The sequence below is a fragment of the Runella sp. R0.1_18 genome, assembly GCF_057652155.1.
This window is the reverse complement of the sequence record NZ_JBYFCK010000012.1, coordinates 125,126-151,317: the sequence shown is the minus strand read 5'-3', so window position 1 is coordinate 151,317 and position 26,192 is coordinate 125,126. Positions and strand designations below refer to the sequence as shown.

Here is a 26,192-nt window from a genome sequence, read left to right as displayed (position 1 = left end):
TGAGAGCAAGAGCCGATTCCTTGGAATCGGCTCTTTTTTTTGTACTTTCCAACCATTTTATTGTGAAATGCGTCTAACATAATTGAATAGTTACATTTTCCTACACCGTTTTAATATTTATACTATGAAACGATTATTGTTTACCCCCCTCTTTGTTACCTTGAGTATATGTTCACTTTGGGCACAGTCAGCCCTAGAAGTTTCTAGACAATGGGAAAAAGGCTACGGAGCCTCGTTGTTGGGTGAGGTTGCTTTGGGATGGCCTGTGAGTAAGGCAACGCCCAACGGCAGTATCCTTTTTAGTTTTCCCTACCGTCTTTGTGCTTCTAAGTGCAGTACCTCAATTGTCTATCGGGGTATTGTCCGTGATAGCCTTTTTAAAAGCGAAGGTAGATATGTGCCTTCGCAAGGGGGAGCATCGGCATTTGTGAAAGGGTATTCAACTAAATTGAGTAGTGAATGGGATCAATCAGCTAATAAGTTTTACACGACAAGTACCTATTATTCCCCTAATTTCGATGAAATAGGAAGTGTAAAGCACCAAAAACCAGCTTATATTAGCTCGGTCAACCCACTGTCAAACGGAGGGCTTATCATGAGTACCACGGCGATTATAGGGGATTATAGTGATAGCCTCGTTCGGTACGATGCCCAAGGGAAGCGGGTTTGGGCAGTTGCTACGGCCAACTATAACCGAACCCAAAATGAAACCACTTGGCGCGAAAGTGCTGCCGTCACCCCTATGTACCACGGTGAAGAAGCTGCGTTTATTAGCTCAAAATCAGTACGGGACATCAATAATTTTAACACAATTATTTCTCAGCAGACTGATTTGAAGGTGCTTACTGGAAATGGAGTCGAAAAGTGGAGTGCCATTATTGAATCGCCACTGACGTTCATCAAAGTAGTGGGGACGGATACGCAAGGACAATGGTATGTTTTGACGCAGCGTGACTCGTTGGGGCGTGTATTGACGTTTTCAGCAGAGGGCGCGAAAGTAAACGAAGTGGTGATTTCGATTCCCAATTTGAATAATAACATGGGGGTAGAAATTCAAAAAACGGCCGATGATGGTTTTGTGCTGTATTGCCGTAATGTTTTTAATACGTTTTTTGCCAAATATAGTAAAACAGGGGCGCGTGAGTGGAGTTATCAGATGCCTCTCTATATTGATCAGTTAAAAATCACTTCGACTGGGAATATCATTGCCTATACCCAATACCTGAATCAATACAATTTAACCATACTTTCGCCAACGGGGGGAGAGAAAACCAAGCTGTCGCTTTTTCATTTGATGGAGGGAAGCAATGGCTGGCTATATGGGACAACATTGGATAAATTGTATGCCGTTAATCCGCAAGGTGAAATTGCGTGGACGATTAACCGCGTGTCAGTACGGGCCGTTGTGAGCGAAGATGTGGATGGTGGATTGTTGGTGACTGAAACCTTTTCGACAAAAAATCCGACTGCAAGTCTCTTTTTAGGGGTATGGGGCCTCGATGTTGTAAATACTTTTACCCTGAGTAAATACACCAAAGAAGGAAAGTTGCTTTGGAAAACGCCGATTAATGCAACCGTTGGTGAGCCTGATTATCAGGTACGTTTTATGGCAGGGGCATATCCATCTAAGGAAACAAAGGATGCTTATTTGCTGACGTCTCAGGTGATTACGATGAGTAAAAATGCCAGTATAGGCAATCAAAGTAATGTTAGCTATAGTACTTCGGTTATCAAAATAATGCGCCCTTGCTATAGCCAATTGACTGCTACCTTGGCCACGACTTCGCCGTCTTTATGCGGTGGACAAACGGTCAAATTAGAAGCAAACGCTGACTCGTTGGGTTTCTTGTCGTACCAGTGGCAACGGGATGGCCAGCCAATAGTGACCAATCGTCAATCTACCTTTGAAACTTCTACTGAAGGAGTGTATCGCGTAATGGTCTCTGATTCAGTTTGTGGAACAAGCTCACTTTCTTCTACCATTGAAATAAAATCAACGCCCAATGCCTCTGCGACTTTGGTGACAAATCCACCCGTATATGCGCCCAACAAAGCCAAACTGCAAGCCAATGAAGGAGTAGGGTTGACTTATCAATGGTTGAAAAATGGACAGGAAATCGTGGGAGCGGTGGCGTCGAGCTACGAGACAGCCGAAAGTGGCGCGTTCTCGGTGAAAGTAAGCCGCGATGGATGCAGCCGTACATCACCCCCGTTGACGGTGGAGGTAATGCTACCGTTGGGAGTGGATGGGACAACCGAAGCCGAACTACATATTTCTCCTAACCCTAATTTGGGAGAGTTTGAATTAAAACTCCCGACGGGGTGGGAGCGGGCTCAAATAAAACTACATGATGTTTTAGGACGTGATATTCCTGTAAATCAGTCTAATGGCCGAGTAACTGTACAAACAGTGGCAGGTATGTACTGGCTCAAAGCCCTGTTTGAAGGCCGTGAACTCACCCAAAAAGTGGTTATTCATCCCTAAAATTACTGTTAATTCTAAGGCTATTCTAATCTTACCTTAATACGCCTCTAATATGGGTGTAGTACCTTTGTCATGTCCTAAAAGAAGGACGTATTCCAAAAATCATAAATCGTTATAATCATGAAATCGTTCATCACAACCATAGCAGCTGTTGCATTGTTAGGTACCACATCCGTAATGGCCCAACTTAATTCACCACATAACTATAAGCGCCCTGTTTCGCAAAAAAGCACAACAAAAAGCGCCAACATTGTAGTTGAAGACCGAGTAGCGCCTTTAAAATTGAACAACAACGTAGCGTCGGTACACAATTATAAGCGACAAGGAAGTGCTAATTTTCAGCAAGAGTCAATTGTGGCTTTGAGTGCACCAGTGATTGGTAATAGCCCACAAAACCCGACGGCGCTGCCCAATTATTACAAGAGTCAGTTTAAACCAATGGTTTCAGAAAATAGAAGCGCAATAAAAGTGAAGAAAGACGACGTGAAGACTGACACATTGGCAAGATAAGTTTTTAAGAATCCACACTGTTTCTTTTCTATTGTGAGTTTAGAAGAGGAAATATTTCTACTAGTTGAAGAGCCACGAGAGATTTCTCCCGTGGCTCTTTTGTATCTTGTTGTTGGAGGTTATACTTTCTGACAAAAATAGATAATCTCGCTACCGGGTAAGGCAAAACGCTTTGCTTCTTCTTTGCTAAGTTCGTCCATCACAAAACGATCTTCGGTTACTTTAAATCCGCCTTTTTCGAGGCGTTGACCGTAATCGCGTCCAAAAAGGCGCACGTGGTCATCTTGCCAAAAAAGCCTTTCACGTTCTTTGGGGTCGGTAATGCTGGGGTCTTCAAACGTGGTAGCCCTCGACCAATCTTGCGGAGACTGAATAATGGCCCAGCCGCCAGGTTTGAGCACCCGATGAAGCTCGGACATGGCCTTGATGTCGTCCTCAACGTGCTCCATGACGTGGTTACAGAAAGCAACATCGAAGGTGTTGGCTTCAAATGGAATTTGGTGGATGTCCATTTTGACCTTTGCCAAAGGTGATTCGATGTCAGCCGTGATGTAGTCGATGTTTTTTAAACGTTCAAAACGGTCGATAAAACAATATTCGGGCGCTACGTGGAGAAGTTTTAGGTTGTCTTTGAAAAAGTTGGTTTTCCGTTGGAGGTACAAATACATCAGGCGGTGGCGTTCGAGCGACAGGCAATTTGGACAAAGGGCATTGTCGCGCCCTGAGCGGCCATAAGGTAAAAACTTTCGGAATTCGCTGCCGCACACACTGCATTCAACTCCCTTGCCACTGTAAAAAATAGCCAATACGCGTACGCCAATGTGACTAACCAACTGCAAGTACTTACGCGGGATATGCCGCAAAACCCAACTAATAACGTCTTTCATTCGTGAATTTTATCAAATTTTTATTCAACAAGTGCTGCAAAGTTTTTACTTTTCGCCATAATTCCAAAACCAATTACGACACCACTATCAAAGATGATTCCAAAAACATCGAAACCGCCCGGTAAAAAGCTCATCAAGCGCATGAGTTCGCGTACAAAATCATACATTTTGGCACCTATCAGCCTATTAATGATTGGCTATGGCTTGTGCGTTTTTAGTGAAGCAGGCCACCTCAAGCATACAAACGCTCCCTTTCGTCAGTGGTTTATGATGGGAACCTACAGCTTGGTGGTCATCAATGCAGGGCTTTGCTTTTTTGGTCAGGCAATTGTATTTAGGATTCAATACCAATTCCGACAAGAAACGCGGCGAAAGTTGAAAAAGATGCAAAAGGAGATTGAGCTTGCGCTGAAAAAGAAAAATGCCGCTCAAGGCGGCAAGATTGTTTAAGCTTTAGCGGCGAACTCAGCCTTGATAGCTTCAACGTCCACTCTCTTAATTTCTGGTTTCCAGCTGCGTTGTTTCATTAACACTTGCTTGTTCTGTGGAATCATTACGTTGCGCTTACTTTTACGCAAAAGTTTAGTAACTGCCATTGTCGTATTATCTAAATGTATTGTATGTTTCTTGTAAAATGAGCCGCAAAAATACGGATTCATTTTTAAAAAAGTAAGCTCTTTCGCTCTTTTTTTTCGGTAGAGACGCTACTTTTGTGATTAGAAAAGTCCACAGTTCATTGGCCACCCCCAATGGTCAATGAACTGAATTCAAAAAAAGCACTGTGGACTGTGGACTATCAACTACCGACTATAACAATGAGTAAACCCTCTTTGGCCCGTGGAACGCGCGATTTTGGCCCCGCGCAAATGAATAAGCGTAATTACATTTTTGATACAATTCGCCGCGTTTTTCAGCGATATGGGTTTCAGCCACTCGAAACACCTTCTATCGAAAACCTTTCCGTTTTGATGGGAAAATATGGCGATGAAGGAGATCAGTTGCTGTTCAAAATTCTGAATTCAGGTAACTTTATTGAAAAAGTCACCGAAACCGATTTGCAAGAGGGGTATAAAAAAATGACCCTAAAGGTGTCGGAAAAAGGGCTACGATACGACCTCACGGTGCCTTTCGCGCGTTATGTGGTGATGAACCGTAGTGATTTGGTGATGCCATTTAAGCGTTACCAAATTCAACCTGTGTGGCGTGCTGATCGCCCTCAGCGCGGTCGTTATCGTGAGTTTTATCAGTGTGACGCCGACGTGGTAGGCACCGATTCGCTGGTGTGTGAGGCCGAAATTGTGCTGATGATTCACGAAGTATTGCGGGGTTTGGGGGTCGAAAATTTTACGGTAAAAATCAATAATCGTAAAATTTTGAGCGGAATTGCCGAGGTCATTGGCGCTCCTGGACAGGAAGGGCCGATGTGCGTGGCCATCGATAAATTGGATAAAATTGGCAAAGAAAAGGTAGAAGAAGAGCTGGCGTCGCGGGGGTTCTCGGCGGAAACCATCGCTAAACTTCAGCCCATTTATGAATTAACTAACGACCAATCAACGATTTTTGAGCGTTTGAAAGCGTGGTTGGCTGATTCTGAAATTGGGGCCAGAGGGGTCGCTGAATTGGAAGAGGTGTGGAATAAAGTCTCTAACTTTGGTTTAAATGCTCCGCAAATGGAGCTAGACGTGACGCTCGCTCGCGGTTTGAGCTATTATACGGGGGCGATTTTTGAAGTAAAAGCCAACGGTGTCCAAATGGGAAGTATTTCGGGTGGTGGCCGTTATGACAACCTAACGGGGACATTCGGGATGCCAGGGCTTTCGGGTGTGGGGATTTCGTTTGGGGTAGATCGCATCTATGATGTGATGGAAGAACTCCAATTGTTCCCCGAAAACCAGTCGGTTTCTACGCAAGTGATGATTACCAATTTTGATGCTGCTGCTGAGGCACACGGCTTGGGTGTTCTTCGCCAATTGCGCGAGGCAGGTATCAATGCGGAGTTGTACCCTGATGCCTCAAAACTCAAAAAACAATTTGATTATGCCGACCGTAAACGTATCCCATACGTGCTGATCATTGGGTCAGAAGAAATTCAAACGGGAACGTACTCGCTAAAAAATATGCACTCAGGGGAGCAACAGAAATTGGACTTGGCCGCAATCCTCGCTTTATTTGCTTAATGGTTACTGGCTGTAATTTTCCCAAAAAAAATCCCCGTGAATTCAGTTTCGCGGGGATTTTTTATTGACCTTTATTTCTTTGAAAGCTTCGATTGTTCTTCGTAAAAATCGATAAAACTATCTAGTTGCTCTACAGCCATCTTGCGGGCGATAATTTTCTTGTCTTTGTCTAACACATACACCATGGGGGTGTTGACGACGTCAAATTCTTTACGAAAATCAGTCCTGAAACTGAAATCATACCCGTGACGCCATGCACCTACGCCAAAATCATGGATGTATTTTTTCCAATTGTCGGGCGAACCCGTTACTGAAACAGCCAGAACTTTAACGCTGGACGCGTATTTTTCGGAAAACCGTTTTAACTCTGGCGTGGACTGTCGGCAATGCCCACAATCGGGGTCATAGAAAAACACGACGGTATATTTTGATTGAATATCCGCTAGTTTAAAACTGATTCTCGCGGTATCGCTGAGGGTAAGTGCAGGCATGGACTTGCCCACGAGCAATGGTTTCATAATTGCTACCCTATTACGAATATTCTGCACCGTACTTGAGTCAGTGATGGGCATAATGCCGCCTAAATAATATTTTTCGGCCAAGTGTACAAACACTGCATCGCCCCCAACGGTATTTGGGGTTTCGGCTTGATTGGTCAAATACCATATACAATACGCTTGCATTTCTTTGCTTCCACCCTTCAGGGCTTTTCCGATTACATAATCGCTGGCCTGAATGAGTGAATCTGGCGCTGGAAACGTCAGGTTTTGAAGGTAGCGTTCGAGTTTGCGTTGGAGAAAAGGCGTGCGAACGAGGCGTTCGTCACTAAAATCAAAATTGTCCCAAAAATGCGCACGATAATAGTTAAACAACCAAGCCGAATCAGGGCGGCCATCGGGGCGTTTGGGAGGCGTAGGAAGCGCAATTTCATTACTAGCACTCAAAATTTTCCCCGTAAAAGTAGTGGCGTTTTCTTTGACAAACTGATGGTAGTATTCCGACATTTGGCGACGAATGGTACCAATTTTTGCTTGACTTATCATGTCTTGTCGCACCTTTGCTTGGGCCTGAACCAAGGTTAATTCTTGGGAATAACCAAGCATTTTTTGCTGGTAATTAAAAAAACGTTCGTTGTCGGGCGAACCTTCTATTTTCATGTTACCAACAATACTTAACGTATCGCTGACAAACGAGAAGCGCTGTTCTGGGCCAACGATAAAATCAAGTAAGCGACTTTTGTTGGGTTTTAAAACCATGTAAAGCCCTTCTGGTAAAGATTTTGAGCCCGTAAAACTCAAAACACCTTTTTCGTCAACAAGGGCGGTGTCTTTGGTGATGGTTTGGTCATACCCAAAATAGTGAGCCAAGGTATAAGCACCAGGCTTGAGCCCTTTGATAGTGCCTTCGATTTTGTAGCCACTTTGTGCCCAGCTGTGACTGAGTAAGAAATAAGCAAAAAGAAGTAAACAGTTTTTTTTCATAGGTAGGTAGGTTACGAGAGCTACCCACCCGAAAGGTTCAAACTTTCGGGTGGGTTAAATGAACTATTGCTTTTTTTGTTCCTGCGCCAATTGGCGTTTGTAAACATTCAAAAACGGTTCAATATCTTCGACGCCGAGGCGGCGAGCAATGATTTTCTTTGATTTGTCAAGAATATAAATCGTAGGTGTAGAAAAAACATCGTAGTCGGTACGATAAACAACCTGCCTTGAAGCAACCAATCCGTAGCCATTGATGAGATTTTCGAGCTTAAATTCTTTGATAAATTTCCGCCATTCCTCTTCGCTACCGTCCACCGAAATGGTCATTAATTCCACGCCTTGCGTATAAAGTTTTTCTTGCAAAGCTTTTAGCTTTGGTGCCGATTCGCGGCAGTGCCCGCAGGTGGGCGAATAGAAAAACAATACTTGATAGTCGGCTTTGACGGCGTGAATGTACTCAAGGCGGTCGGCGGCGCGGTAGCTCATGACGCCAATGTCAGGAATCACTTTATTGACCAAAAGCGGTTTTAAAACCTTGATGCGGTCGCGAACGTTTTTGAGGGTACTCGTGTCTGAGACGGGCATGATACCCGTTAGGTAATATTTTTCGCCCATGTGGACAAATACGCCTTCGGTTCCAACAATTTTAGCGTTTTCGTATTGGTTGGTAATGAACCAAATACAGTACGAAATAATGTCTTTTTTCTTGCCTGCAATGGCTTTCCCAACGACGAAATCGGCTTCTTTGGTAATAGAGTCTTCCGATTGAATGGTCAAATCTTGGAAATAACGTTTGAGTTTTTGTTCAAGAAAAGGTGTTTGAATCATTCGTTCGTCGGCAAAGTCAAAACTATCCCAAAAGTGAGCTTTGTAATAATTGAATATCCACAAAGAATCTACCTTGCCGTTGGCTTTTTTGGGAGCAGGGGGAATGTCTGGTTCCGCAGAGGTTTTGAACAACTTTACCGTAAAGGTGCCCTCGTTGTCACTCATAAATTTATCATAAAAGGCTTTGCGTTGTTCTTGCAAATCCTTGTATCGCTTGTCGGTTTCGGGGAGTTTGCTGTCTCTCAATTGTTTATACTGGTTGTCTTTTTCCCGCATAAATTTTTGAAACTGGTAAAAGAGCTCATTATCGCGACTACCAGAAAATTTGGTGCTCGAAATCAAATCAGTGGTATCGCATTGGAAGCTAAATTGCTGGTCATCAGTGATTAATACACGGAACAGGTTTTTTCTATCTGGAAAAACCACTTCATAAACGCCACCCAACAGCGGTTTTTCACCTTCAAAAACAAATTTTCCATTGGCGTCGATTTTGGCGGTGTCTTTGGCATAAATCTGCGTTCCGTAGTAGTTTGCCAAGATACAATCGCCACTCTTAAAATTCTTCACTTGTCCTTCAATTCGATAGTTACCTTGTCCATTCACGCCGTAAAAGACGCAGAGAAGAAGAAAGAAAAGCGTACTCGTAAATTTCATGTCGATTTTATTTTATTGTAATCCCAAAAATAGCGTAATTATTTTTAGTTACTTAAACGAAATTTTCGCGTTTTTAGCGTTCGATTTACAACCCTGTTTATGTTTTATATTCTCTCCAAGACATTTGACGTATTATTAATGCCCCTGACAATGGTTTCAATCGCTATTGTTTACGCAATGTTTCTCAAAAACCGTACCCGAAGCCGTTGGATTACTGGATTGTCCCTCTTTTTTTTATATCTAATGAGTAGCCCCATCTTGGTGAATGAACTTTTGAAGGCATGGGAGACACCTTCTCAGTCGATTTCGAGTGAGTACCAGGTGGGAGCGGTGTTGACGGGCGGCATCATCAAAAAGTATGACTACCAAACAAAGCAAGTGTGGTTGGGCAAAAGCGGTGACCGAGCCACGCAGGCTTTTGAATTGTACCGATTGGGCAAAATCAAAAAAATAATCATCAGTGGAGGAGAAGGCTCATTTTTGACCAATAAACATACTACTTCCGAAAACGATGGTATCCGACAGTATTTGATTTATTCGGGCGTACCTGCCGAAGATATTATTCAGGAACCCATGGCGCGCAACACGCGCGACAATGCCGCTTACACGGCAAAAATCCTGAAACAACAATTAGGAACCAACAAATGTGTCGTTATTACTTCGGCGTTTCATACGCCAAGGGCATTGGGATGTTTCCGAAAAGCAGGGGTTGAGGTGGTGCCTTCTCCTGCCCACTTTCTGCAAGAAAATTACGACATCTGGATTGACAAGTTTTTCCCTTCGGAAGAAGCCCTGGTTGCGTTTTATTTCGTTTGGCACGAAATGGTCGGCTACACCATCTATAAAGTAATGGGATATTTGTAGAAGAAAAACAATACATCTGGGGAGTCGGATGACACCACCAGATGTAGAATAAAATATACTATGTACTCAAGATTTTTACCATTCGTAACATGTCTTCGTTGATTGGTTTTGGCAAACGAATGGTGTCACGGAAAGGTGTATATACCAGTTCATTGTTGATGATTCCCACCATCATATTTTTCTGGCCGTTCATGAGTCCTTCTACGGCACCTAATCCAAGGCGACTAGCTAAGATGCGGTCATAAGCCGTAGGGATACCTCCTCGCTGAATGTGGCCAAGGGTAGTTACCCGAATGTCCATATCAACTTCCAAACGTGCCTTGATTTTATCGGCTACTTCGGCGGCGTTTCCTTCTTCGTCTCCTTCAGCTACTACGATGATAGACGATGATTTTGAACGGTTCCAGCCTTGTTTGAGGGTTTCTACCACTTCCGAAATCGGAGTGAGTACTTCAGGAACCATGACAATTTCGGCTCCACCAGCAATTCCGCACTGGATGGCAATGTAACCAGAGTCACGCCCCATTACTTCAATAAAAAACACGCGGTCGTGCGAGTCTGCCGTATCACGAATTTTGTCGATGGCTTCCAAGGCCGTATTTACTGCCGTATCGTAGCCGATGGTATGGTCTGTTCCGTAAAGGTCGTTGTCAATTGTTCCAGGGGCACCAACAGTCGGGATGCCGTACTCGTCAAAAAAGATAGTTGCCCCCGTAAAAGTTCCGTTACCACCAATAGCTACAAGCCCTTCAATGCCAAATTTTTGAATTTGTTCGTAGGCTTTTTGACGGCCTTCTTTGGTCATGAACTCTTTGCTTCTAGCCGATTTAAGGATGGTACCACCGCGTTGAATAATATTGCTAACAGAATGAGAAGTCATCTGATAAATGTCACCGGCAATCATGCCGTTGTATCCGCGTCGGATGCCATATACTTCGATACCATAATAGATGGCGCTTCGAACCACAGCGCGAATACACGCGTTCATACCAGGGGCGTCGCCACCAGAGGTAAAGACTGCTATTTTTTTAATCATAAGTTAGGTATTAAGGTGGTTAGTTATTTCAGCAGTTAATAAGATGCACGAGGCGTATTAGCTACTTCAAACACACAAATTTATTTTGTATTTCGGTGAAATACCGAATATTTTGAAAATTTCTTCAAAATTTAACCGAAGCATCTCTCGCGTTATGGGCAAAAATCTATCATTTTTGATAACTGATTTCTAGGCAAGTTCTCTGATAATTTACAAAGATTTGAATACGTAATAATCTGTTAGTCAGGAGTTAGTGGCTTGTTTTGTTATTTGTGTGAATAAATTTTTACACCCTCTACTTCTGCCCTAAACAGGTAATTTTTAGCAATAAAGTCGGCCAATTCGGGATAGTTATGGTGTCCATATTTTTTTGGGTTATCCATCCAAATGGTTCTTGGAGTGATAGCATCCACAAAAATGGCGGGCTGATTTCGTTTCAAATCACTCAAATACCGTTGATAATAGTGTTTTTGATAGGAATGGTACATCCCGCTGCGGGTAGTATGATTTTCGTTTACCCCTTGGGGCATTTGGGTGGCTACGTACAAATCGCATGACCATCCCCACACGGCTAAATACTGTCCTGGTGTACCATATTGGAGAATACGGTTAGCAATTTTTGCCCGTGTCACATCGGTAGGGCGTGGGGTGGACGTATATTTATTCGTGGGTCTATTGTGCACCGTATTGTTTATAAAAAGTACAAAAAATGCCACTTGGGTTGAGACCATCACCCATTTGCATTGGGATGGAAGGTGTTTTAAAAAAAGGCTAAATAACAGCAGAAAGGGCAAAAACAAGTAATGAAAGTAATGCTCGTAAAAACTGCCCGTTCGTGAGATTGCTAGGTTTGCCATTAATAAGTACCCGCTCAACATCACCCAGAAATAATCATCAAACAATATACCTTTACTTAGGCGTTTTTTGATGATTAGTACCAAACTAGCTACCATTGAAAGCAGCATAAAGGGGTAGAGAAGCCATTCAAACCCGCAGCCTTTGTTCATGATAATCCAAGGGAGGCGGAAGAAGTTAACGAACCTACTTCGTTTTACAACGCTGCCAGCAAGGTTGTCTTTGTAGGCCAAATTCGCCTTGATGTAGTAGGTATAAAAATCCTCCAAGACGCCGTTTTTGGCAAGAAAAAGGCACCAAACAAGCCACAAACCCACAAAACCTAGCGCTAAGTAAAGGAAATGGGAAAGGAGTTTGGAACGTTGGTAGAAAAATAGTTGAATACAAGCATAAACGCCTATGACAAAGGCCATTGGTAGAGCTTGGAGTTTGCAAAGAGGAATCATACCGAGTAGTATCCCAAAAATTACTAACTCGCTGGCTTGAAAGCCTCTTTTTTGATTCCAATAGGCCAAAAAAAAGACCGTGGCATTGAGGACTAAAATGGAGGTAATTTCGCTGTAGAAAATGATAAAATCTGGATATTGTGCCAAACATAAAAAGGAAACAAAGGGAAGCAAAGCCCACTGAGCAGTAGCAGCAAGGTTTAGAACTTTGGCCGTGAAATAACCGATCAAAAGTCCTAGTACGGTCAGAGCCCAACTCAGAATATGTGCCAAATGAAAATCGAGTGTAAAGCCCAAATAGGCAAATCCGCTTAATAGATAACTGGTTAGCGGGCCACCCGTAGTGGGGTCGATGGAGCGATACACCACAGGGTCGATGGCAAGCGTTAAGCCTTGGGTTAGCATTTGGCTTTCATCAGGGTCTAGTTCATGGTTGAACAGAAAAGCTGGAAGCCGCATAAAGGCCGTAAGCGCCACCAAAATAACAATAAAAATACCATCCGAAAGCGGACGTTTTCTAAGCAAAATCCAAAGACTAAATGCTGCAATGAGCAGGTGACCAACAAGTTGGAACGCAAATGGATTTGCACTAAAGTGAATCTCCAGAGGATTCATAACAACTGAGTAATGGATAATAGTAAAGGTGGATGATTGAACGGGTGCTAGCGAGCAACATAAATTTTTACGCTATCTATTTCTGCTTTGAAAACATAATTATCGGCAACAAACTTGGCTAATTCGGGGTAGTTATGGTGGCCATATTTTTTTGGATCGTGCATCCAAATGGTTTTGCTTGTGATGGCATCAACAAACACTGCTGGCTTGGTTCGTTGAAGATCGCGTAGGTAACGTTGGTAATAGGTCGCCTGCAAAGGATGTTTCATGGCACTTCGAACTGAATGGTTTTCGTTTATTCCTTGGGGCATTTGAGTTTCTACATGATATTCACAAGACCAGCCCCAAACGGCCAAATAATCCCCAGGTTTTTTGTATTTTAAGATAGTTTTGCCTACCTCTCCCAATTCGTTTTGACGTGAATAAGCAGTTTCATAGACATTGAGGGGCAAGTGATTGTCCAGACGTTTAATACCGTCACCCAAAAATACCAATTGAGTTAGAAGTATTCCCCATTTCCAAATCGAGGGAAAAGTGAGCTCTTGGAGAAACAAACCGGTCAACAAACAGCCAGGAATAATGAAGTACAGAAAATGGTGAGGGTAAAAGCTGCCCGTACGTATAATAACCGCTATGACCATCAAGAAGAAACTGACCATCATAGGCCAAAAATAGTAGTTGCTTTTGGATATTCTGGTTAAGGCTGATTTTGAAAAAAGCTTGAAAAAAAATACGAATCCAAGAACTAAAAATGGAACAAACCAGTAGTTTAGCTCAGCCGTTTTTTTGTAAATGATAAAAGGAAAACGTACCAGAAACAGCCAAGGGCTTCGATACGACTCATCTGTAAAATGCACTTTTAGCTGTGCATTGCCCACGATGTAATAAATGAAAAAGTCGTCAAGGAGCCCATTTATTTGCATGTATAATAACCATATTCCTGCCACGGCTAATACACTACCAGACACAATAACTGCATGTAGAAACCATTTTTCTTTTTCTAACATAAAAAGTAACACCAAACTCCAAACCCCAAGGATAAAGGCCAAGGGAATTGCTTGTATTTTGCATAAAACAATAACTGTTATGGAGATACCAAAAGCAATTAATTCGGTGATAGTGAAAGTTTTAAGATGTCCCCATCGAACAAGGAGAAATATACAGTAACTCAGTAAGATATTCGCAATGCCCTCGCTGTAATAATGAATATAGTTGGCATCTTGGGCAAAACTGACGAAAGCAACCGTAGGGATGATGGCTAATTGAGCTATGTAGGTTGGGACTAAATATTTGAGGGTTTTGTAGAGGAAATAAATGGCCGTTAGTGTAATAAGCCAACTCAATATGTGAGCTGTATGAAAGTTGAGGGGGAAGCCTAGCAGATGGACAAGTGTCAAAAGGTAAGTATTGATAGGCCCGCTTGTAGTTGGGTCAAAAGAACGATAAATTAAAGGGTCATACGTTAGCGTCAAGCCTTGGGCTAACATTTGGCTTTCATCGGGATTGAGAGGAAGGTTGTACAGAAAAACGGGCAGACGCATAAATCCAGAGAAAAGAAAAAGCGCTGACATAAAAAAAAGCTCAGTAAAAGACTGTTTCTTTAGAATGAGCCAAATGGTAAAACTACCTAAAAAAATATGCCCAACTAACCACCAAAAAATAGGCGTACCGCCGAAGTCGAGCCAATTTGTAAATTGCATAGAATACGATTTAAAACCGCAGCAAAAATAACGAAAAAATACTTTAATGGATAAACTTTATGAAAAGAGCCGTCGGAGAAATTTCTCCGACGGCTCTTTTCATAAAGTCGTATCTACTATCTTAGAAACCTAATCCAAGCGCCATTCCACGAAGCATTGGATTGCCAGGGATAGCTGCACCACCTGTTACGGCACCTGTGGTGAGGTTGATAGAATAAACGCGTGTTGTACCACCCGAGCGGAGCAATGCGTAAGCCATGCCACTCATGCCACCAATGTCAAAACCATTTCCACTTTCGGCTTGGATACCAAGTGAACCTACTGGAACGAGTGTTCCGTTGTTTGGTGGGTTTTGGGTGTATAGCATGGCGTTACCGCCTGTAGTTTCAATGTTGAACAGGGTTGTTGTAGTGGCACCAGCAAAGTTGTTGGTGTAAGCAGAAGCGGTAACAGCTGGCGTACCAGGGTTGATATTGCCATCTACGGCCGCAGTTGCGCCAGTATCAGGGTGCAAACGAAGGTTTTGGCCCGTGTTGCTCACGACACGAATGCGGTCAACGGTTGGGTTAAAGTCAAATCCAAAATCGGTACCTGACAATGTAGAAGCAAATGGCCCTGCGCCAATAGCCGTGGCCGCACCGTTTGAGGTATTGATAGTATAAAGGCGGCTAGTGCTTCCTAGTGCGTATAATTGACCATTGGCAGGACGGAAGTCAATCCCCAAAATCATTTCACCCGACTGCAAACCTGTGATGGCTTTCGTGATAGGCATTGGGTTCATTGGGTTGAAAATGTGGAGGTTATTCGTATTGTCAACGGCGTAAGCAGTAGGCTCCGTCGGAATCGCAATACCAATGACGTTGCTAGGCAAATCACCCAACTTTTGCATACGACCAGTCATCAAGTTAACCTGCTGAAGTTCGGTGTTTCCGCCAAAAGTTACTGAAGCAATAGCGTTGCCGTCGGGAGCAATGTCAAATCCGCCCACTGCTGTGATGTCTAAGCCCAACGAACCGACCTCGGCCAAAGTGCCGTTGTTAGGTGGGTCTTGGCGATAAAGGCGGTCAGTGGCAGGGTCGATGTCATACAAAACAGTGGTAGTCACACCTGCTTTATTGTTGGTATAAGCACCTCCAGCAATCATAGCGCCTGCTGCACCGTTGATGTTGCCATCTACTGCCGCTGTAGCGCCTGTTTCTGGGTGTAAGCGAAGGTTTTGACCCGCTTCAGTAACAAGACGAATACGGTCAACAGTTGGATTGAAATCAAGCGCTACCATTGTACCATTGAGGGCAGGAGTAAATGGGGCACTACCAATGGCACGTGCCATGCCTGTCATCTGGTTGATAACATAAATGCGGCTACCATCACTGACACCGTATAACTGCCCCGTAGCTGGACGAAAATCAATGGCTAAAATACGTTCCCCTTGCATCAAGCCTGTGATACTGACAGTCGCAGTAGGGGCGTTGGTTGCCCGTACATTGAGGGCTAAAAGCTGATTAGATGAAGTTAATGCGTAAAAAGGTGCATCTGGTAAGGTTTGAGGATTTGGCGCCATGCGGTGGTCTTGGCAGGCATTGAAAACAAAGACCGCAATGATTGCCGCCATTGCCGAAAGGAGGAGACGTGATTTTGGTGGATAAGTCATGATTTAAGTTAGTTTTGCTAGTTGGGTTGTACATTGATTCCTAAACTGTATGTATCTACGCAGAACTACCTTTTTTGGATTTAAGCGAATGAGAAATTTTCAAAAAAAAACCTCTCAAAAGTTTCAAGACTTTCGAGAGGTTGAGTGTCGTGAGCCGAAAATGTTTTAAAATACTTCTACCTCAGAGATAACTGGGCAAGCTTTTGATTCTGTGATACTTACTCGTATTTTTTGAGTTGTAACAGGCGCAAGTTTAAGAATGCGCTTGTAACCTATGGTTGTAGCGCTGGCGATTTTTTGCCATTGACCATTTTGCCAAGCTTCTACCGTAAATGCTTTTACCCGTTGACCCAATTGGATGTGTTCTTTCAACGTTACATATTTTACGGTTTGTGCTTTGCCAAGGTCAATTTCTACCGAACCTGTGGTTACGTCATCGTTGGTAGTCCAGTAGGTATTTTTATCGCCATCGGTTACGTTTGAGGCAGCATAATTCGCGACTTTGCCACGGTGCGAGCTGGCTGTTGCTTTGGTTTTTAGGGCCAAATTAGTTTTAAATTCACGGTCAATCATCTCCTTCCAACCTGTCAACGCTTTGACGTCGTTTTCGTGAATCAAGCCACGGCGGTCGGGCGGAACGTTTAATAATAAGGTTGAACCTCTTCCCACCGACGTGAGGTAGATGTCGAAAAGATTTTCGGGCGTGCGAACTTTTTGGTCTTCTTTGGCATGATAAAACCAGCCTGGACGAATAGAAACGTCAACTTCCGCAGGAATCCAGTGCGTTCCGTCGGCTGAACCTGTATTTAACAATTTTTCAATCCCACCTTTGCCTGCGTATAGTGTATCGGGGGTGATTGAATTCCAATTGGTTTCGCCTGCAATACCGCGTTCGTTTCCTACCCAACGCACGCCTGGGCCTGCATCGCTGAAGAAAATTACTTCGGGGTTAAACTTGTTTACCATTTGTAACGTCGTTGGCCAGTCGTAGTAGGTTCGTCCGTCAATGCGGCGTTTTTCGCGCGCGCCACCATAGTATCCATCACCACCGTTAGCACCGTCAAACCACATTTCAAAGATAGAACCGTAGTTTTCAAAAATCTCTTTCAACTGATTGCGGTAGTACTCCACGTACCCAGGTTTGCCATACTCGGGATGGTTGCGATCCCAAGGCGACAAATACACCCCAAACTTCAAACCGTATTTCTTACAAGCCTCGGCTACTTCTTTTACCAAGTCACCTTGACCATTTTTGTACGGACTGTTTTTGATGCTATGTTCGGTATATTTACTGGGGAACAAGCAGAAACCATCGTGGTGCTTACTGGTCAAAATCGCTCCTTTAAAACCTGCGTCTTTCAACGTTTTAATCCATTGTTCAACGTTGGTTTGGGTAGGGTTAAAAATAGAAGGTTTTTCGTCGCCGTAGCCCCATTCTAAATCGGTGAAGGTGTTGGTAGTGAAGTGGATAAAAGCATTTTGTTCCATTTCGTGCCAGCCCATTTGAGCTTTGGTAGGCGTTGGTCCTACGGCTTTGGGAGGCAATACGTTCGGAATTTCCAATACCACATGTTTTACTTTTTTGCGGTGGTGGGTGTAAGTAACGTGCACAAGACCGTCACTACTTTGGATGATGGCAGGGTAGCTAAATTCACCTTTTGGTTCATCTTCAAACACATAAATATCGCGCCATTCTTTGCCGTCGGTAGAGGCAGCCAAGCGTAATTTCTGACGACCGTTTGACCATTCTTTGCCGCGAATCAAGGGATTATAAACAATCAATTGCGTGCCGTTTTTAAGCGTAACGGCATCCGTCCCCGAGTTAGGGTTAGGTAATGAAGTACCTGCTACTTTCGACCACGTTTTTCCACCATCGCTCGACCAAGTTTCTACCACTACATTTTGGCGACTACGGCAAAGTAGTTGCAATCTGCCGTCGGGATAGGTAAGGATGCTTGGCTGAATGGCGCCAAAAGAGCCATTATCAATCATGATTTTTTGCCAATTTCTACCGTCTTTGTCGGTTTTTTCTAGGTAAACGTTCCAAATTTTTTCGTCATTGCTTTCAAAACTCGTCGGGTGCAGAATATCTCCGTTGGCCAATTGTACCGATTTGTTTTTGATGGGGCCGAGAAAGCCTTCGGGTAGTTTTTCAGGCTTCGACCAAGTTTTCCCGTTGTCGGTTGAGGTCATCACCATGCCCCACCATTCGCGGGGATTGGGGCCTACTTTGTAATAGAGAAAGAGTTTCCCAGCTTTGCTTTTGAACAAAACAGGGTTCCAAGTTGGGTGACGCGTGCTGGCGTCCATCACGCCGTCCGCCATTTTTTTAGGGGCACTCCATTGGCCATTTTTAGACTCTGACGTCCAGATACACACATCTGGGTGGCGTTCGTGGGTTCCGCCAAACCAAGTAGCCATAAAATGGTCTTTGCCTAATTCGACAATACTTGATGCGTGGCACTCGGGAAAGGGGGCTGTTTCGTAAATAAATCCTTCTTTTATGAGCTTGACTGCGGGAGTTTGGGCTAGGAGAGAGGACGTAAACGCTGTGAAAATCACAACGAAATTGAGCAGTTTTAAGCGCATGGGCGAATACGTGTGGTTAAAGTAAAAGGTAGATTTGGTTATGAACGCGCAATTTACCTTATTTCTACTTTACCACGACTTACAAATCCCAAAATATCCCCCAAAATTAGGCAAAAACAGTTCGCCCTGGTCGTACGCCAACGAACCTTTGAGGGAAGTTTTTGACCAACGATTCAGTCGTATTTGGGCCGAAACTAAACCCGAAAACTGATAAAAAGTACGCGGATTTACCCAACCATAAGCCCCTAGATTTTGGCTATACGAAAACCGAGAGCGCACGGTAAGTTGCTGTTTGTATTGCCATTCTGTACCAATATATCCCACGCGCAAACGGTTATTGGGGAAGAAATAACCAGGTGTTAAAACCGAATTGTTGGGCTGAATGGTCGCACGAGGGGCGATGAATGGCGTGCCTAAGGTGAATCCGTTGTACGACCAGCCTTCTAAGTATTGACCATGGTTAAAATAATTGTCAGCTCCTTGGTATTTCGACGTGGTGCTATATTGTTCGCCACTTTGGTTGGTGGTTGTGAGGTATTCAAGCACTAAGTGTTTGAGAAAAAGGGGATGCGTGCTCGAACTTTTGCGTAGCCAGCGTAGTCCCGTCAGCCCGTCAGGTCTATTCTGCAATGCGAGTCCAGAAGCATCTTCGTAGGGGTGTTGGTGGTAAAGAAGCACTTGAAACTTCGCAGTTTTCAATTCAATGCCAAGGTCGTAGCTACCGAGGTGATTTCCAATGCGATTGGCCCCATCGAAAGAATTGAAGCGGTCGTTGGCATAGTCATCAGGGTACCGCCCCGTGATCAGCGAAAGGTAGTCTTGAAAGGTACTGGGCAGTGCGCCGTTGACGGCGGCAGGCGAATTATTAAGATAATCGGCATGTCCTCCCCACTGTACTTGGTGGTTCATGCCTGCGTAGAGTCGAAGCGGCCAATGTGGTTTGCCAAATCTGACGTAGAATTGTTTTTGGTGAAAATAGGCTTGATTAATGTATGAAGCCGTAAACCAGCCGTGGGCGTATGCTCCTTGAAACGCCAGAATATGTTTCAGGAATCCTAGCGAAATAAACCCGTGCGTTTGAAGCTGAATTTTGGGGAAAGGCATGGCATTGCCCGACCACGCATAAAAACCAGAAGACAGTGTGCTGTCGCCTAGTCCGATGACCTCGCGTTGTCTGCCCGCCGAAAGTTCTATTTGCTTCCATTTAAGTTTGGCATAGACTTCAGGCCATAGCAGGGTAGTACCGCCTTGGGAGTTGCCAAACGTACGGTTTACCACAAAAAATGCCCCTGCTGCCCAGTCAAATGCTGAACGACGCGTCGAGTCTGTACGGTAATCACGGTGCGGATTGACCCGTAATGTTACAAAAGGATTGGTTTGGGGAACCATTCCGTATTGATTACTTCTTAGCCAAAAGGGTGTCTGGGTTTCGGTAGCAAAAGCTGCTCCTGCCTCCAAATCATAGGAAAACTGGTTAAAAGGCTTGTAAAGTTGGGCGCGAAGCGGTGCCCCAATGCCTAGAAAAATGAATATAAGGAGGTAAAGTAGCCGCATAGAGACATAAAGTTAAAGAAGACAACAATATGTACGATAAAATGGTCGCTTCAGTAACTTTATGTTTATGTTATTTTTTTGTGCTCCTAATTGATGCGTTCAAAAATGGTGGCAATGCCCATTCCGCCGCCAATACAAAGGGTAGAGAGGCCAAATTGTTTATCAGAACGTTCCAACTCATCAATCAAGGTAGCAGAAATAATAGCCCCCGTTGCACCTAGGGGATGACCCAGGGCAATGGCTCCACCGTTGACGTTGACTTTGGCGTGGTCAACGCCCAATTGCTCCATAAAAAACAGAGGAATGGCAGCAAAGGCTTCGTTTACTTCAAACAAGTCGATGTCTTGAATACGCATTCCTGATTTTTTGAGCACTTTGTGGGTGGCAGGCACAGGCCCAGTAAGCATGATGGTTGGCTCCGAACCAACGATGGCGAAAGCTTTGATTTTGGCACGTGGGCGCAAACCGAGTTGGTCACCGATTTCTTTTGAACCAATCAAAATTCCCGCAGCGCCATCCACAATTTGTGAAGAGTTGCCTGCATGGTGAACGTGGTTTATTTTATCAATATCGGCATATTTCATCAAAGCTAAGGCATCAAGCCCCATGCTTCCCATCATTTCAAAAGCGGGTTTTAAGGCCGCCAAAGAGTCAACCGTAGTGCCTGGGCGAACGCCTTCGTCGCGGTCGAGGAGGGTAATGCCTATTTCATCTTTATAAGGAACAAGCGATTTGGCAAAACGATTGTCTTTTTGGGCTTCTACGGCACGTCGGTAAGATTCCGCAGCGTAGCTGTCAACGTCGCGGCGAGAGTAGCCGTATTTGGTGGCAATCAGGTCGGCCGAGATTCCTTGGGGAACGATGTTATGACGGGCCACAATCTGAGGATTCATAAACAACGCCCCGCCGTCGGTTCCCATTGGTACGCGACTCATCGACTCTACACCCCCTGCAATCACCATATCGACTTGGCCTGACATGACGTAAGCGGCCGCTTGGTTGATGGCTTCTAAGCCCGACGAACAAAAACGGTTGAGCTGTACCCCTGCCACTGACTCAGCATAGCCTGCTTCAATGACGGCCGTACGGGCAATGTCGGCTCCTTGCTCGCCAACGGGCGTGACGCAGCCCATGATGACGTCATCGACAAAACGGGTATCAAGTTGATTACGTTCTTGAATTGATTTTAAAACAGAAGTAAGAAGTTGGATAGGTTGAACTTCGTGCAAAGAACCGTCCGATTTCCCACGCCCGCGAGGGGTACGAACTGTGTCATAAACAAATGCTTCGGCCATAGTTTAAGGGAGATGAAAATGGTATTAGACAATTTTTTGTAAATGTAATACAATCTTGTCAACTAAAGAACCGCTTGCTAACGGCTTATCACGATGCGCTTTACCTGACTTCCTACTCGCAAAAAGTAAGTTCCGTTAGGAAGATGTTGGACGTTGACAGTCATGCGATTGTTGCCAGCAACCCCAATGGTATTGGTTGTGTTGAACACAATACTTGCGGCGGCGTTGTAGATTTCAAACGATACAGGTTTTGGTGCTGACAAGGTAAAATCAACGGTTAGTAGCGTTTGAGCTGGGTTTGGATAAACATTGACCACATCCCCCGATGGATTGGAGGTTGCCACTGAAAGTAATAAATCCGATTTTTTGATGGCTTGAAGCGCATACCAAAGGGTTTGGTCAGTGCTTTGAACAAAGGAAACATCGAATGTATTGGGAGCGGAGGGAAGCACATCGCTGGTGGACACGATTTGCCCCGTCGGCGAAAGTTTGTGAATACGTAGCGCTTCAGCATTAAGCGCTAATCGGGCATCAATGGCCAAGGGGCGCACTGACGTTGGGGACGTCCCCCAGTTGTTGTTGACCGAAGTGTTGGCAGCATTCCAAACCATTCCTGTGTTTTGGGTTTGGGACGCAATGGTAATCAACGAACTGTCGGAGTCTGCCAAGGTTTTTGAATTGAGCGATACCCAGGTGATTGCGCCAAATTCGCTGGCTGATTTGAGGGTAAAATTTCCAACTTGCGTATTGGGAACATCTTTTAAAAAGCCCGTAAGTGTCACAAAACGAGGTGTATTGGTAGTTAAAAGCCCCGTTTGTGTATTTAGTGTGGTTTGTTGGGTTGATGTTTGAAAAGTACCATTGCTTACGTTTGGCAATACCTGACTGCTGAGTCCTTGGGCATGGTGGTAGGTGTTGGTGCGCAGCGAATGGGTAAGTTGGAGTCGGAAATCGTAGGGGACGTATTTCCCCCAACGGCCGCTGTTGTCTTTTTCAAACGACCAATAAATGTCTTTTTCGGAGTAATTGACCAACGTGGGCGTGGCTTCGGTAATAAGGCCATTCCGAAACGCCCAGGCGCAAGAGGGAAACAAACTCATGGTGCTGTGGTCGCGGTGAATGGAAAAATAACCTCCGACTTTATCGGCTGCCCAAGTGCTGTTGACATCGCTGTTGTATTCAAAAAACATGACCCCATCCATGCCGTGAAAAGCACCATACGCTGCCATGGCTGGCACCATTTCGGCGCGGTAGCGATTGGGGTAGCCGTGGTTGTACTCACTGATGGTGATGGGCTTTGAGGCCAACGGAATTCCCGAAAAAACGGAAGAAATGGCGCTGAAATACGCATTTTTGACCATAGCGCTATTGTTAATCGTCCAATCTGAGGCATCCCAGGCCACGTTTGGGAAGTGCGGGTGGTCCCAATAGCTGTGGTCGTCATAGTAGTCCATGTTTTCGTGCTCAAGCCCTTCTTGGATTCCCGTAAGGGCATTGGTGCCTGTGATGGGCGCTTGCACGTTGAGGGTGGTACGGAGAAAAGTACGCATCTCTTCCATAAACTTCTTTTGAAGCTGGATGTAGAATTGCGCCAAATCGGCGACACGTTGTTTGGAAAAGCTTCCTCTGTCTTTGTACTCCATTCGTTGGATGTTACGAGCGGCTAAGTTTTCGCCTGCAAGAAATGGAGTACGTACAGATTCTTTGAAGGAAACATTGTCTAGCCAAATGCTCGTTCCGTTGGGTAAGCTACCTAACTGAAAAGCCAGACGGCCTTTGCTGGTGAGGGTTTCATGGGGAGTAACTGAAAACGAAAACTGTTGCCAAGTGGTGTTGAGATTGACATTTTGTCCCCCGTACCAAGTGTAGGGCGAATCGTCTCTCATAAGCGATACACTAAGCACGGTTGCTGAGTTTGCTTTTGCCCAAAAGGTAACAGTGTAAGTGGTATCTTTTTGAAAAGAGAAGTTGAGGTATTTAAACTGTAAATGCCAAGTTTCGGTGCCCTTTTTGGTGACCGTTATTTTGGCTGATTTACTTCCCGTTTGGGCTTGGGTATTGTCCAGTCCAGCGGTGGCGGTTGCTCCTGCGTTTTGCTCCATCGCCCAGTTGGTATTCAACGTTGTGCCTTCAAAACCTCCATCGGTTACTCTTTCTACGATGTTAAGACTGGCACCTTGCCAGGCGGTTTGCAAGGTGGCTTGGGTTTGGTACTTAGTTACCAAAAACGCATTCCAAAGGCTGTCGAGCCTAACTGCCTGACGATACAGTAAAGAACCACCATCTTTTCTTGACTTGAGTTGGTTGTCTTTCCACATGCCATACAACGAGTTTTCGTTGATGATTTCAACCATGGCCAAACAAGGGTCTTCGGCGAGTTTTAAGCCTGTATAAGGATTGACGTGGCCTAACAATTGGGTCGCGTATTCTTTTTGAAGCGCAATCAACTGAGGGTCAAATATGGTGACTCCTTTGGCAAAATCCAGTAGCGAATCGGCATTGGCTACGCCGTCGGAAGTCTTGAACGTCCGTGAAACGTTCAAGTTCATATTCGTATAGATATTGTTCTTTTTCAGCTCATTGATAAAAAAATCAAGGCGGTCGAGGGTGGTTGAATTTAAAGTTCGGGTCGATTGCCCTGAAACAAAAATACTGCCTTCGTTTCCTCCCCACGGATTATCTAAGTGGTGAAAACGCACCAAATTGATACCCATCTTACGGGCATGGGTCGCGACGTCGGGGGCGGTGGTTTTGGCGGGAAAAGCAGCGGCGGATGTAATATTTACGCCCCAAAAACGAAAAGGTTTACCATTGACAATAAAGTTACTGCCATTGACCGAAACGCGGTCTGGGTTGCCAATGGTTTTGGCAGGGAATTTTGGGAGAAAAGCGGCGCTACTTCCGTCGTTGTAAGGAAAGCTAAAAGGAAATCCGCCCGTAAAGTTTTGACAAAACGAGGAAAAGTTAATGCCCAAAAGCAATAAGAAAGGGAGTGTTGTTTTCATATCGTTATGGAGTAGGAATAGACTCTTTACGAAACAGGTTAGACGCATAAAAAAAACAGCCTCAGCGAGGCGAAATCTTAGTAGAAAAAGAGGGCAAAGGCGAACCAAAAGCCCCATCGGGGCGGCCGACGCTCGGTGACATCTTTTACCCCCATATTTTAATCCGTTCAACCTGTTTTCAAAACTTGGAAGTTCTGGTTAAGTTCCTAAAAACATACTTTTGAGACAATTCCAAAGCGCACGTTTGTTTTTGTCGTCACTCTGCACAATGTCGAGCGATTCAGATAACAGAAAATTGACCCCAGCGATTTGTTTGGGGTCATAGCGGTTCATCATAATTTCCAAATTGATTTGGATAAACGGAACGCCAAACGATATGATATGGTGCACTTTCTTGTTTCGGAGTAACGGACGAAAATCCATCTGTTTGGCTCCCGATAAGTTCAAAATATCTACCCCATCGAGGTTTAAATTAACGGCCTTGAGTACTTTTTCCAGGAATATGGTATTACTCGGCGACATCTTCGGCGACTCGTTGATTAAAATTAATACCTGATGGTTGAGGTTGGGTGTCTCAAAAGTTGGTGGAGCAGGAGTTGGAGCAGCTACAGGAGCAGGGGGCGGTGGTGTAGGCGTCTCCGCTACAGGTTCTTGTATCAAAGACGTGGCAACCTCTTTGACTATTTTTTCTATCGCCTCTACTTCTTGGGCACGATAAAGCGTTTCGTTTTGGAACAGGAGCTGATAAAATGACTTCATTTTACAAAGCTAAGAATAGATTTCCTTTTACGGGAGGTAGTCCGTAGTTTTGTGCGCCTAAAATTTAGAAAATTATGAAAATCATTTGCATAGGTCGCAACTACGTTGATCATATTCACGAACTTCAAAATGCCATTCCAGAAGATCCCGTCATCTTCCAAAAGCCCGACACGGCGTTGTTGAAAGAAGGGGCAGCATTTTATTTGCCTGATTTTTCTCAAGATGTTCATCATGAAGTAGAGATTGTGGTGAAAATCAGCAAGATGGGTAAAAACATCGACGAAAAATTTGCCCACAAATACTACGACCAAGTAGGTGTTGGGATTGATTTCACCGCGCGTGATTTACAATCAAAGCTGAAAACCAAAGGCTTACCGTGGGAATTGGCCAAGGCGTTTGATGGTTCTGCCCCTATTTCTGACTTTGTTTCAAAGGCCGATTTTGCGGATATGCAGGATATTAATTTTCATTTAGAAGTAAATGGCGAAACCCGTCAGCAGGGCAATACGTCGTTGATGTTGTTCAAAATAGACTACATTATATCGTTTGTATCTCGCTTTTTTACCCTCAAAACGGGTGATTTGATATTTACAGGTACACCCAAAGGAGTAGGGCCTGTAAAAGCAGGCGACAAACTTGCGGCTTTCGTCGAAGGCAAAAAAATGTTGGAATTTGAGGTGAAGTAAGGGAGTTACGGTTAATATGTTTGAAGTGCTGTCGGTTACAATAACCGACGCGAGGTTTCTCAAAACCTCGTGAATTCAAAAGTAACAACCCAAAAACCCAAAAAAGAAAACGCCA

The 26,192-nt window shown here is 44.4% G+C and carries 20 protein-coding genes; 6 read left to right on the top strand and 14 right to left on the bottom strand.

All coding sequences use genetic code 11. The features are described 5' to 3' along the window. Positions 1 to 124 precede the first annotated feature (124 nt). Positions 125 to 2,485: a hypothetical protein gene (locus AC23P2_RS20270; RefSeq protein ID WP_487774887.1), complete on the top strand. Its 2,361-nt coding sequence runs from the start codon at positions 125 to 127 to the stop codon at positions 2,483 to 2,485. Between the two features lie 120 nt (positions 2,486 to 2,605). Next, positions 2,606 to 2,995 (top strand): hypothetical protein, encoded by a 390-nt coding sequence (locus AC23P2_RS20265; RefSeq protein WP_487774886.1) that lies wholly within the window; start codon positions 2,606 to 2,608, stop codon positions 2,993 to 2,995. Between the two features lie 119 nt (positions 2,996 to 3,114). On the opposite strand, the gene AC23P2_RS20260 is transcribed toward AC23P2_RS20265, so the two are convergent. Continuing rightward, positions 3,115 to 3,882 carry a class I SAM-dependent methyltransferase gene (locus tag AC23P2_RS20260; RefSeq protein ID WP_487774885.1) on the bottom strand — a complete coding sequence of 256 codons (768 nt, stop codon included), beginning with the start codon at positions 3,880 to 3,882 and terminating at the stop codon, positions 3,115 to 3,117. A gap of 20 nt (positions 3,883 to 3,902) precedes the next feature. Next, the gene (locus tag AC23P2_RS20255) at positions 3,903 to 4,025 is read right to left on the bottom strand and encodes a hypothetical protein (protein ID WP_487774884.1); all 123 of its coding nucleotides are present in this window, start codon (positions 4,023 to 4,025) and stop codon (positions 3,903 to 3,905) included. Between AC23P2_RS20255 and AC23P2_RS20250 the strand changes: the two genes are divergently transcribed. Then, entirely contained in the window at positions 4,024 to 4,332 is a 309-nt protein-coding gene (locus AC23P2_RS20250; protein ID WP_487774883.1) for a hypothetical protein, read from the top strand. The two genes, AC23P2_RS20255 and AC23P2_RS20250, sit on opposite strands and share 2 nt — an antisense overlap. Here AC23P2_RS20250 and AC23P2_RS20245 read toward each other — a convergent pair. After that, on the bottom strand, positions 4,329 to 4,478 hold the full coding sequence (locus AC23P2_RS20245) for a hypothetical protein (protein ID WP_169731906.1): 150 nt from the start codon (positions 4,476 to 4,478) through the stop codon (positions 4,329 to 4,331). The two genes, AC23P2_RS20250 and AC23P2_RS20245, sit on opposite strands and share 4 nt — an antisense overlap. A gap of 219 nt (positions 4,479 to 4,697) precedes the next feature. On the opposite strand from AC23P2_RS20245, the gene hisS reads away from it, so the two are divergent. After that, on the top strand, positions 4,698 to 6,059 hold the full coding sequence (hisS, locus tag AC23P2_RS20240) for a histidine--tRNA ligase (RefSeq protein ID WP_487774882.1): 1,362 nt from the start codon (positions 4,698 to 4,700) through the stop codon (positions 6,057 to 6,059). A gap of 71 nt (positions 6,060 to 6,130) precedes the next feature. On the opposite strand, the gene AC23P2_RS20235 is transcribed toward hisS, so the two are convergent. Both AC23P2_RS20235 and AC23P2_RS20230 read right to left on the bottom strand, forming a co-directional pair. After that, positions 6,131 to 7,540, bottom strand: coding sequence for a thioredoxin-like domain-containing protein (locus AC23P2_RS20235; protein WP_487774881.1), 1,410 nt, complete (start codon positions 7,538 to 7,540; stop codon positions 6,131 to 6,133). A 63-nt stretch (positions 7,541 to 7,603) separates the two neighbouring features. After that, positions 7,604 to 9,022, bottom strand: coding sequence for a DUF4369 domain-containing protein (locus AC23P2_RS20230; protein WP_487774880.1), 1,419 nt, complete (start codon positions 9,020 to 9,022; stop codon positions 7,604 to 7,606). Between the two features lie 243 nt (positions 9,023 to 9,265). Between AC23P2_RS20230 and AC23P2_RS20225 the strand changes: the two genes are divergently transcribed. Next, entirely contained in the window at positions 9,266 to 9,886 is a 621-nt protein-coding gene (locus AC23P2_RS20225; RefSeq protein ID WP_472490266.1) for a YdcF family protein, read from the top strand. Between the two features lie 58 nt (positions 9,887 to 9,944). Here the strand turns inward: AC23P2_RS20225 and pfkA are convergent, their stop codons facing one another. The 9 genes from pfkA to AC23P2_RS20180 all read right to left on the bottom strand — a co-directional run bounded on the left by pfkA (position 9,945) and on the right by AC23P2_RS20180 (position 25,391). Continuing rightward, positions 9,945 to 10,919 carry a 6-phosphofructokinase gene (pfkA, locus tag AC23P2_RS20220; protein WP_472493613.1) on the bottom strand — a complete coding sequence of 325 codons (975 nt, stop codon included), beginning with the start codon at positions 10,917 to 10,919 and terminating at the stop codon, positions 9,945 to 9,947. A gap of 269 nt (positions 10,920 to 11,188) precedes the next feature. Then, positions 11,189 to 12,838 carry a glycosyltransferase family protein gene (locus AC23P2_RS20215; protein ID WP_487774879.1) on the bottom strand — a complete coding sequence of 550 codons (1,650 nt, stop codon included), beginning with the start codon at positions 12,836 to 12,838 and terminating at the stop codon, positions 11,189 to 11,191. A gap of 47 nt (positions 12,839 to 12,885) precedes the next feature. Continuing rightward, the gene (locus tag AC23P2_RS20210; RefSeq protein WP_487774878.1) at positions 12,886 to 14,538 is read right to left on the bottom strand and encodes a hypothetical protein; all 1,653 of its coding nucleotides are present in this window, start codon (positions 14,536 to 14,538) and stop codon (positions 12,886 to 12,888) included. A gap of 121 nt (positions 14,539 to 14,659) precedes the next feature. Beyond that, the gene (locus tag AC23P2_RS20205) at positions 14,660 to 16,189 is read right to left on the bottom strand and encodes a DUF4394 domain-containing protein (RefSeq protein ID WP_487774877.1); all 1,530 of its coding nucleotides are present in this window, start codon (positions 16,187 to 16,189) and stop codon (positions 14,660 to 14,662) included. A gap of 165 nt (positions 16,190 to 16,354) precedes the next feature. Further along, a complete protein-coding gene (locus tag AC23P2_RS20200) occupies positions 16,355 to 18,778 on the bottom strand; it encodes an exo-alpha-sialidase (protein ID WP_487774876.1) in 2,424 nt (807 codons plus the stop codon). A 69-nt stretch (positions 18,779 to 18,847) separates the two neighbouring features. Continuing rightward, positions 18,848 to 20,332, bottom strand: coding sequence for a capsule assembly Wzi family protein (locus AC23P2_RS20195; protein WP_487774875.1), 1,485 nt, complete (start codon positions 20,330 to 20,332; stop codon positions 18,848 to 18,850). A gap of 86 nt (positions 20,333 to 20,418) precedes the next feature. Next, complete coding sequence (locus tag AC23P2_RS20190; RefSeq protein WP_487774874.1) at positions 20,419 to 21,627, bottom strand: acetyl-CoA C-acetyltransferase; 1,209 nt, start codon at positions 21,625 to 21,627, stop codon at positions 20,419 to 20,421. A gap of 77 nt (positions 21,628 to 21,704) precedes the next feature. Continuing rightward, a complete protein-coding gene (locus AC23P2_RS20185) occupies positions 21,705 to 24,632 on the bottom strand; it encodes a carbohydrate binding domain-containing protein (protein ID WP_487774873.1) in 2,928 nt (975 codons plus the stop codon). A 198-nt stretch (positions 24,633 to 24,830) separates the two neighbouring features. Beyond that, entirely contained in the window at positions 24,831 to 25,391 is a 561-nt protein-coding gene (locus tag AC23P2_RS20180) for a hypothetical protein (protein WP_487774872.1), read from the bottom strand. A 74-nt stretch (positions 25,392 to 25,465) separates the two neighbouring features. On the opposite strand from AC23P2_RS20180, the gene AC23P2_RS20175 reads away from it, so the two are divergent. Further along, entirely contained in the window at positions 25,466 to 26,077 is a 612-nt protein-coding gene (locus tag AC23P2_RS20175; protein WP_487774871.1) for a fumarylacetoacetate hydrolase family protein, read from the top strand. The last annotated feature ends 115 nt before the right edge of the window (positions 26,078 to 26,192 follow it).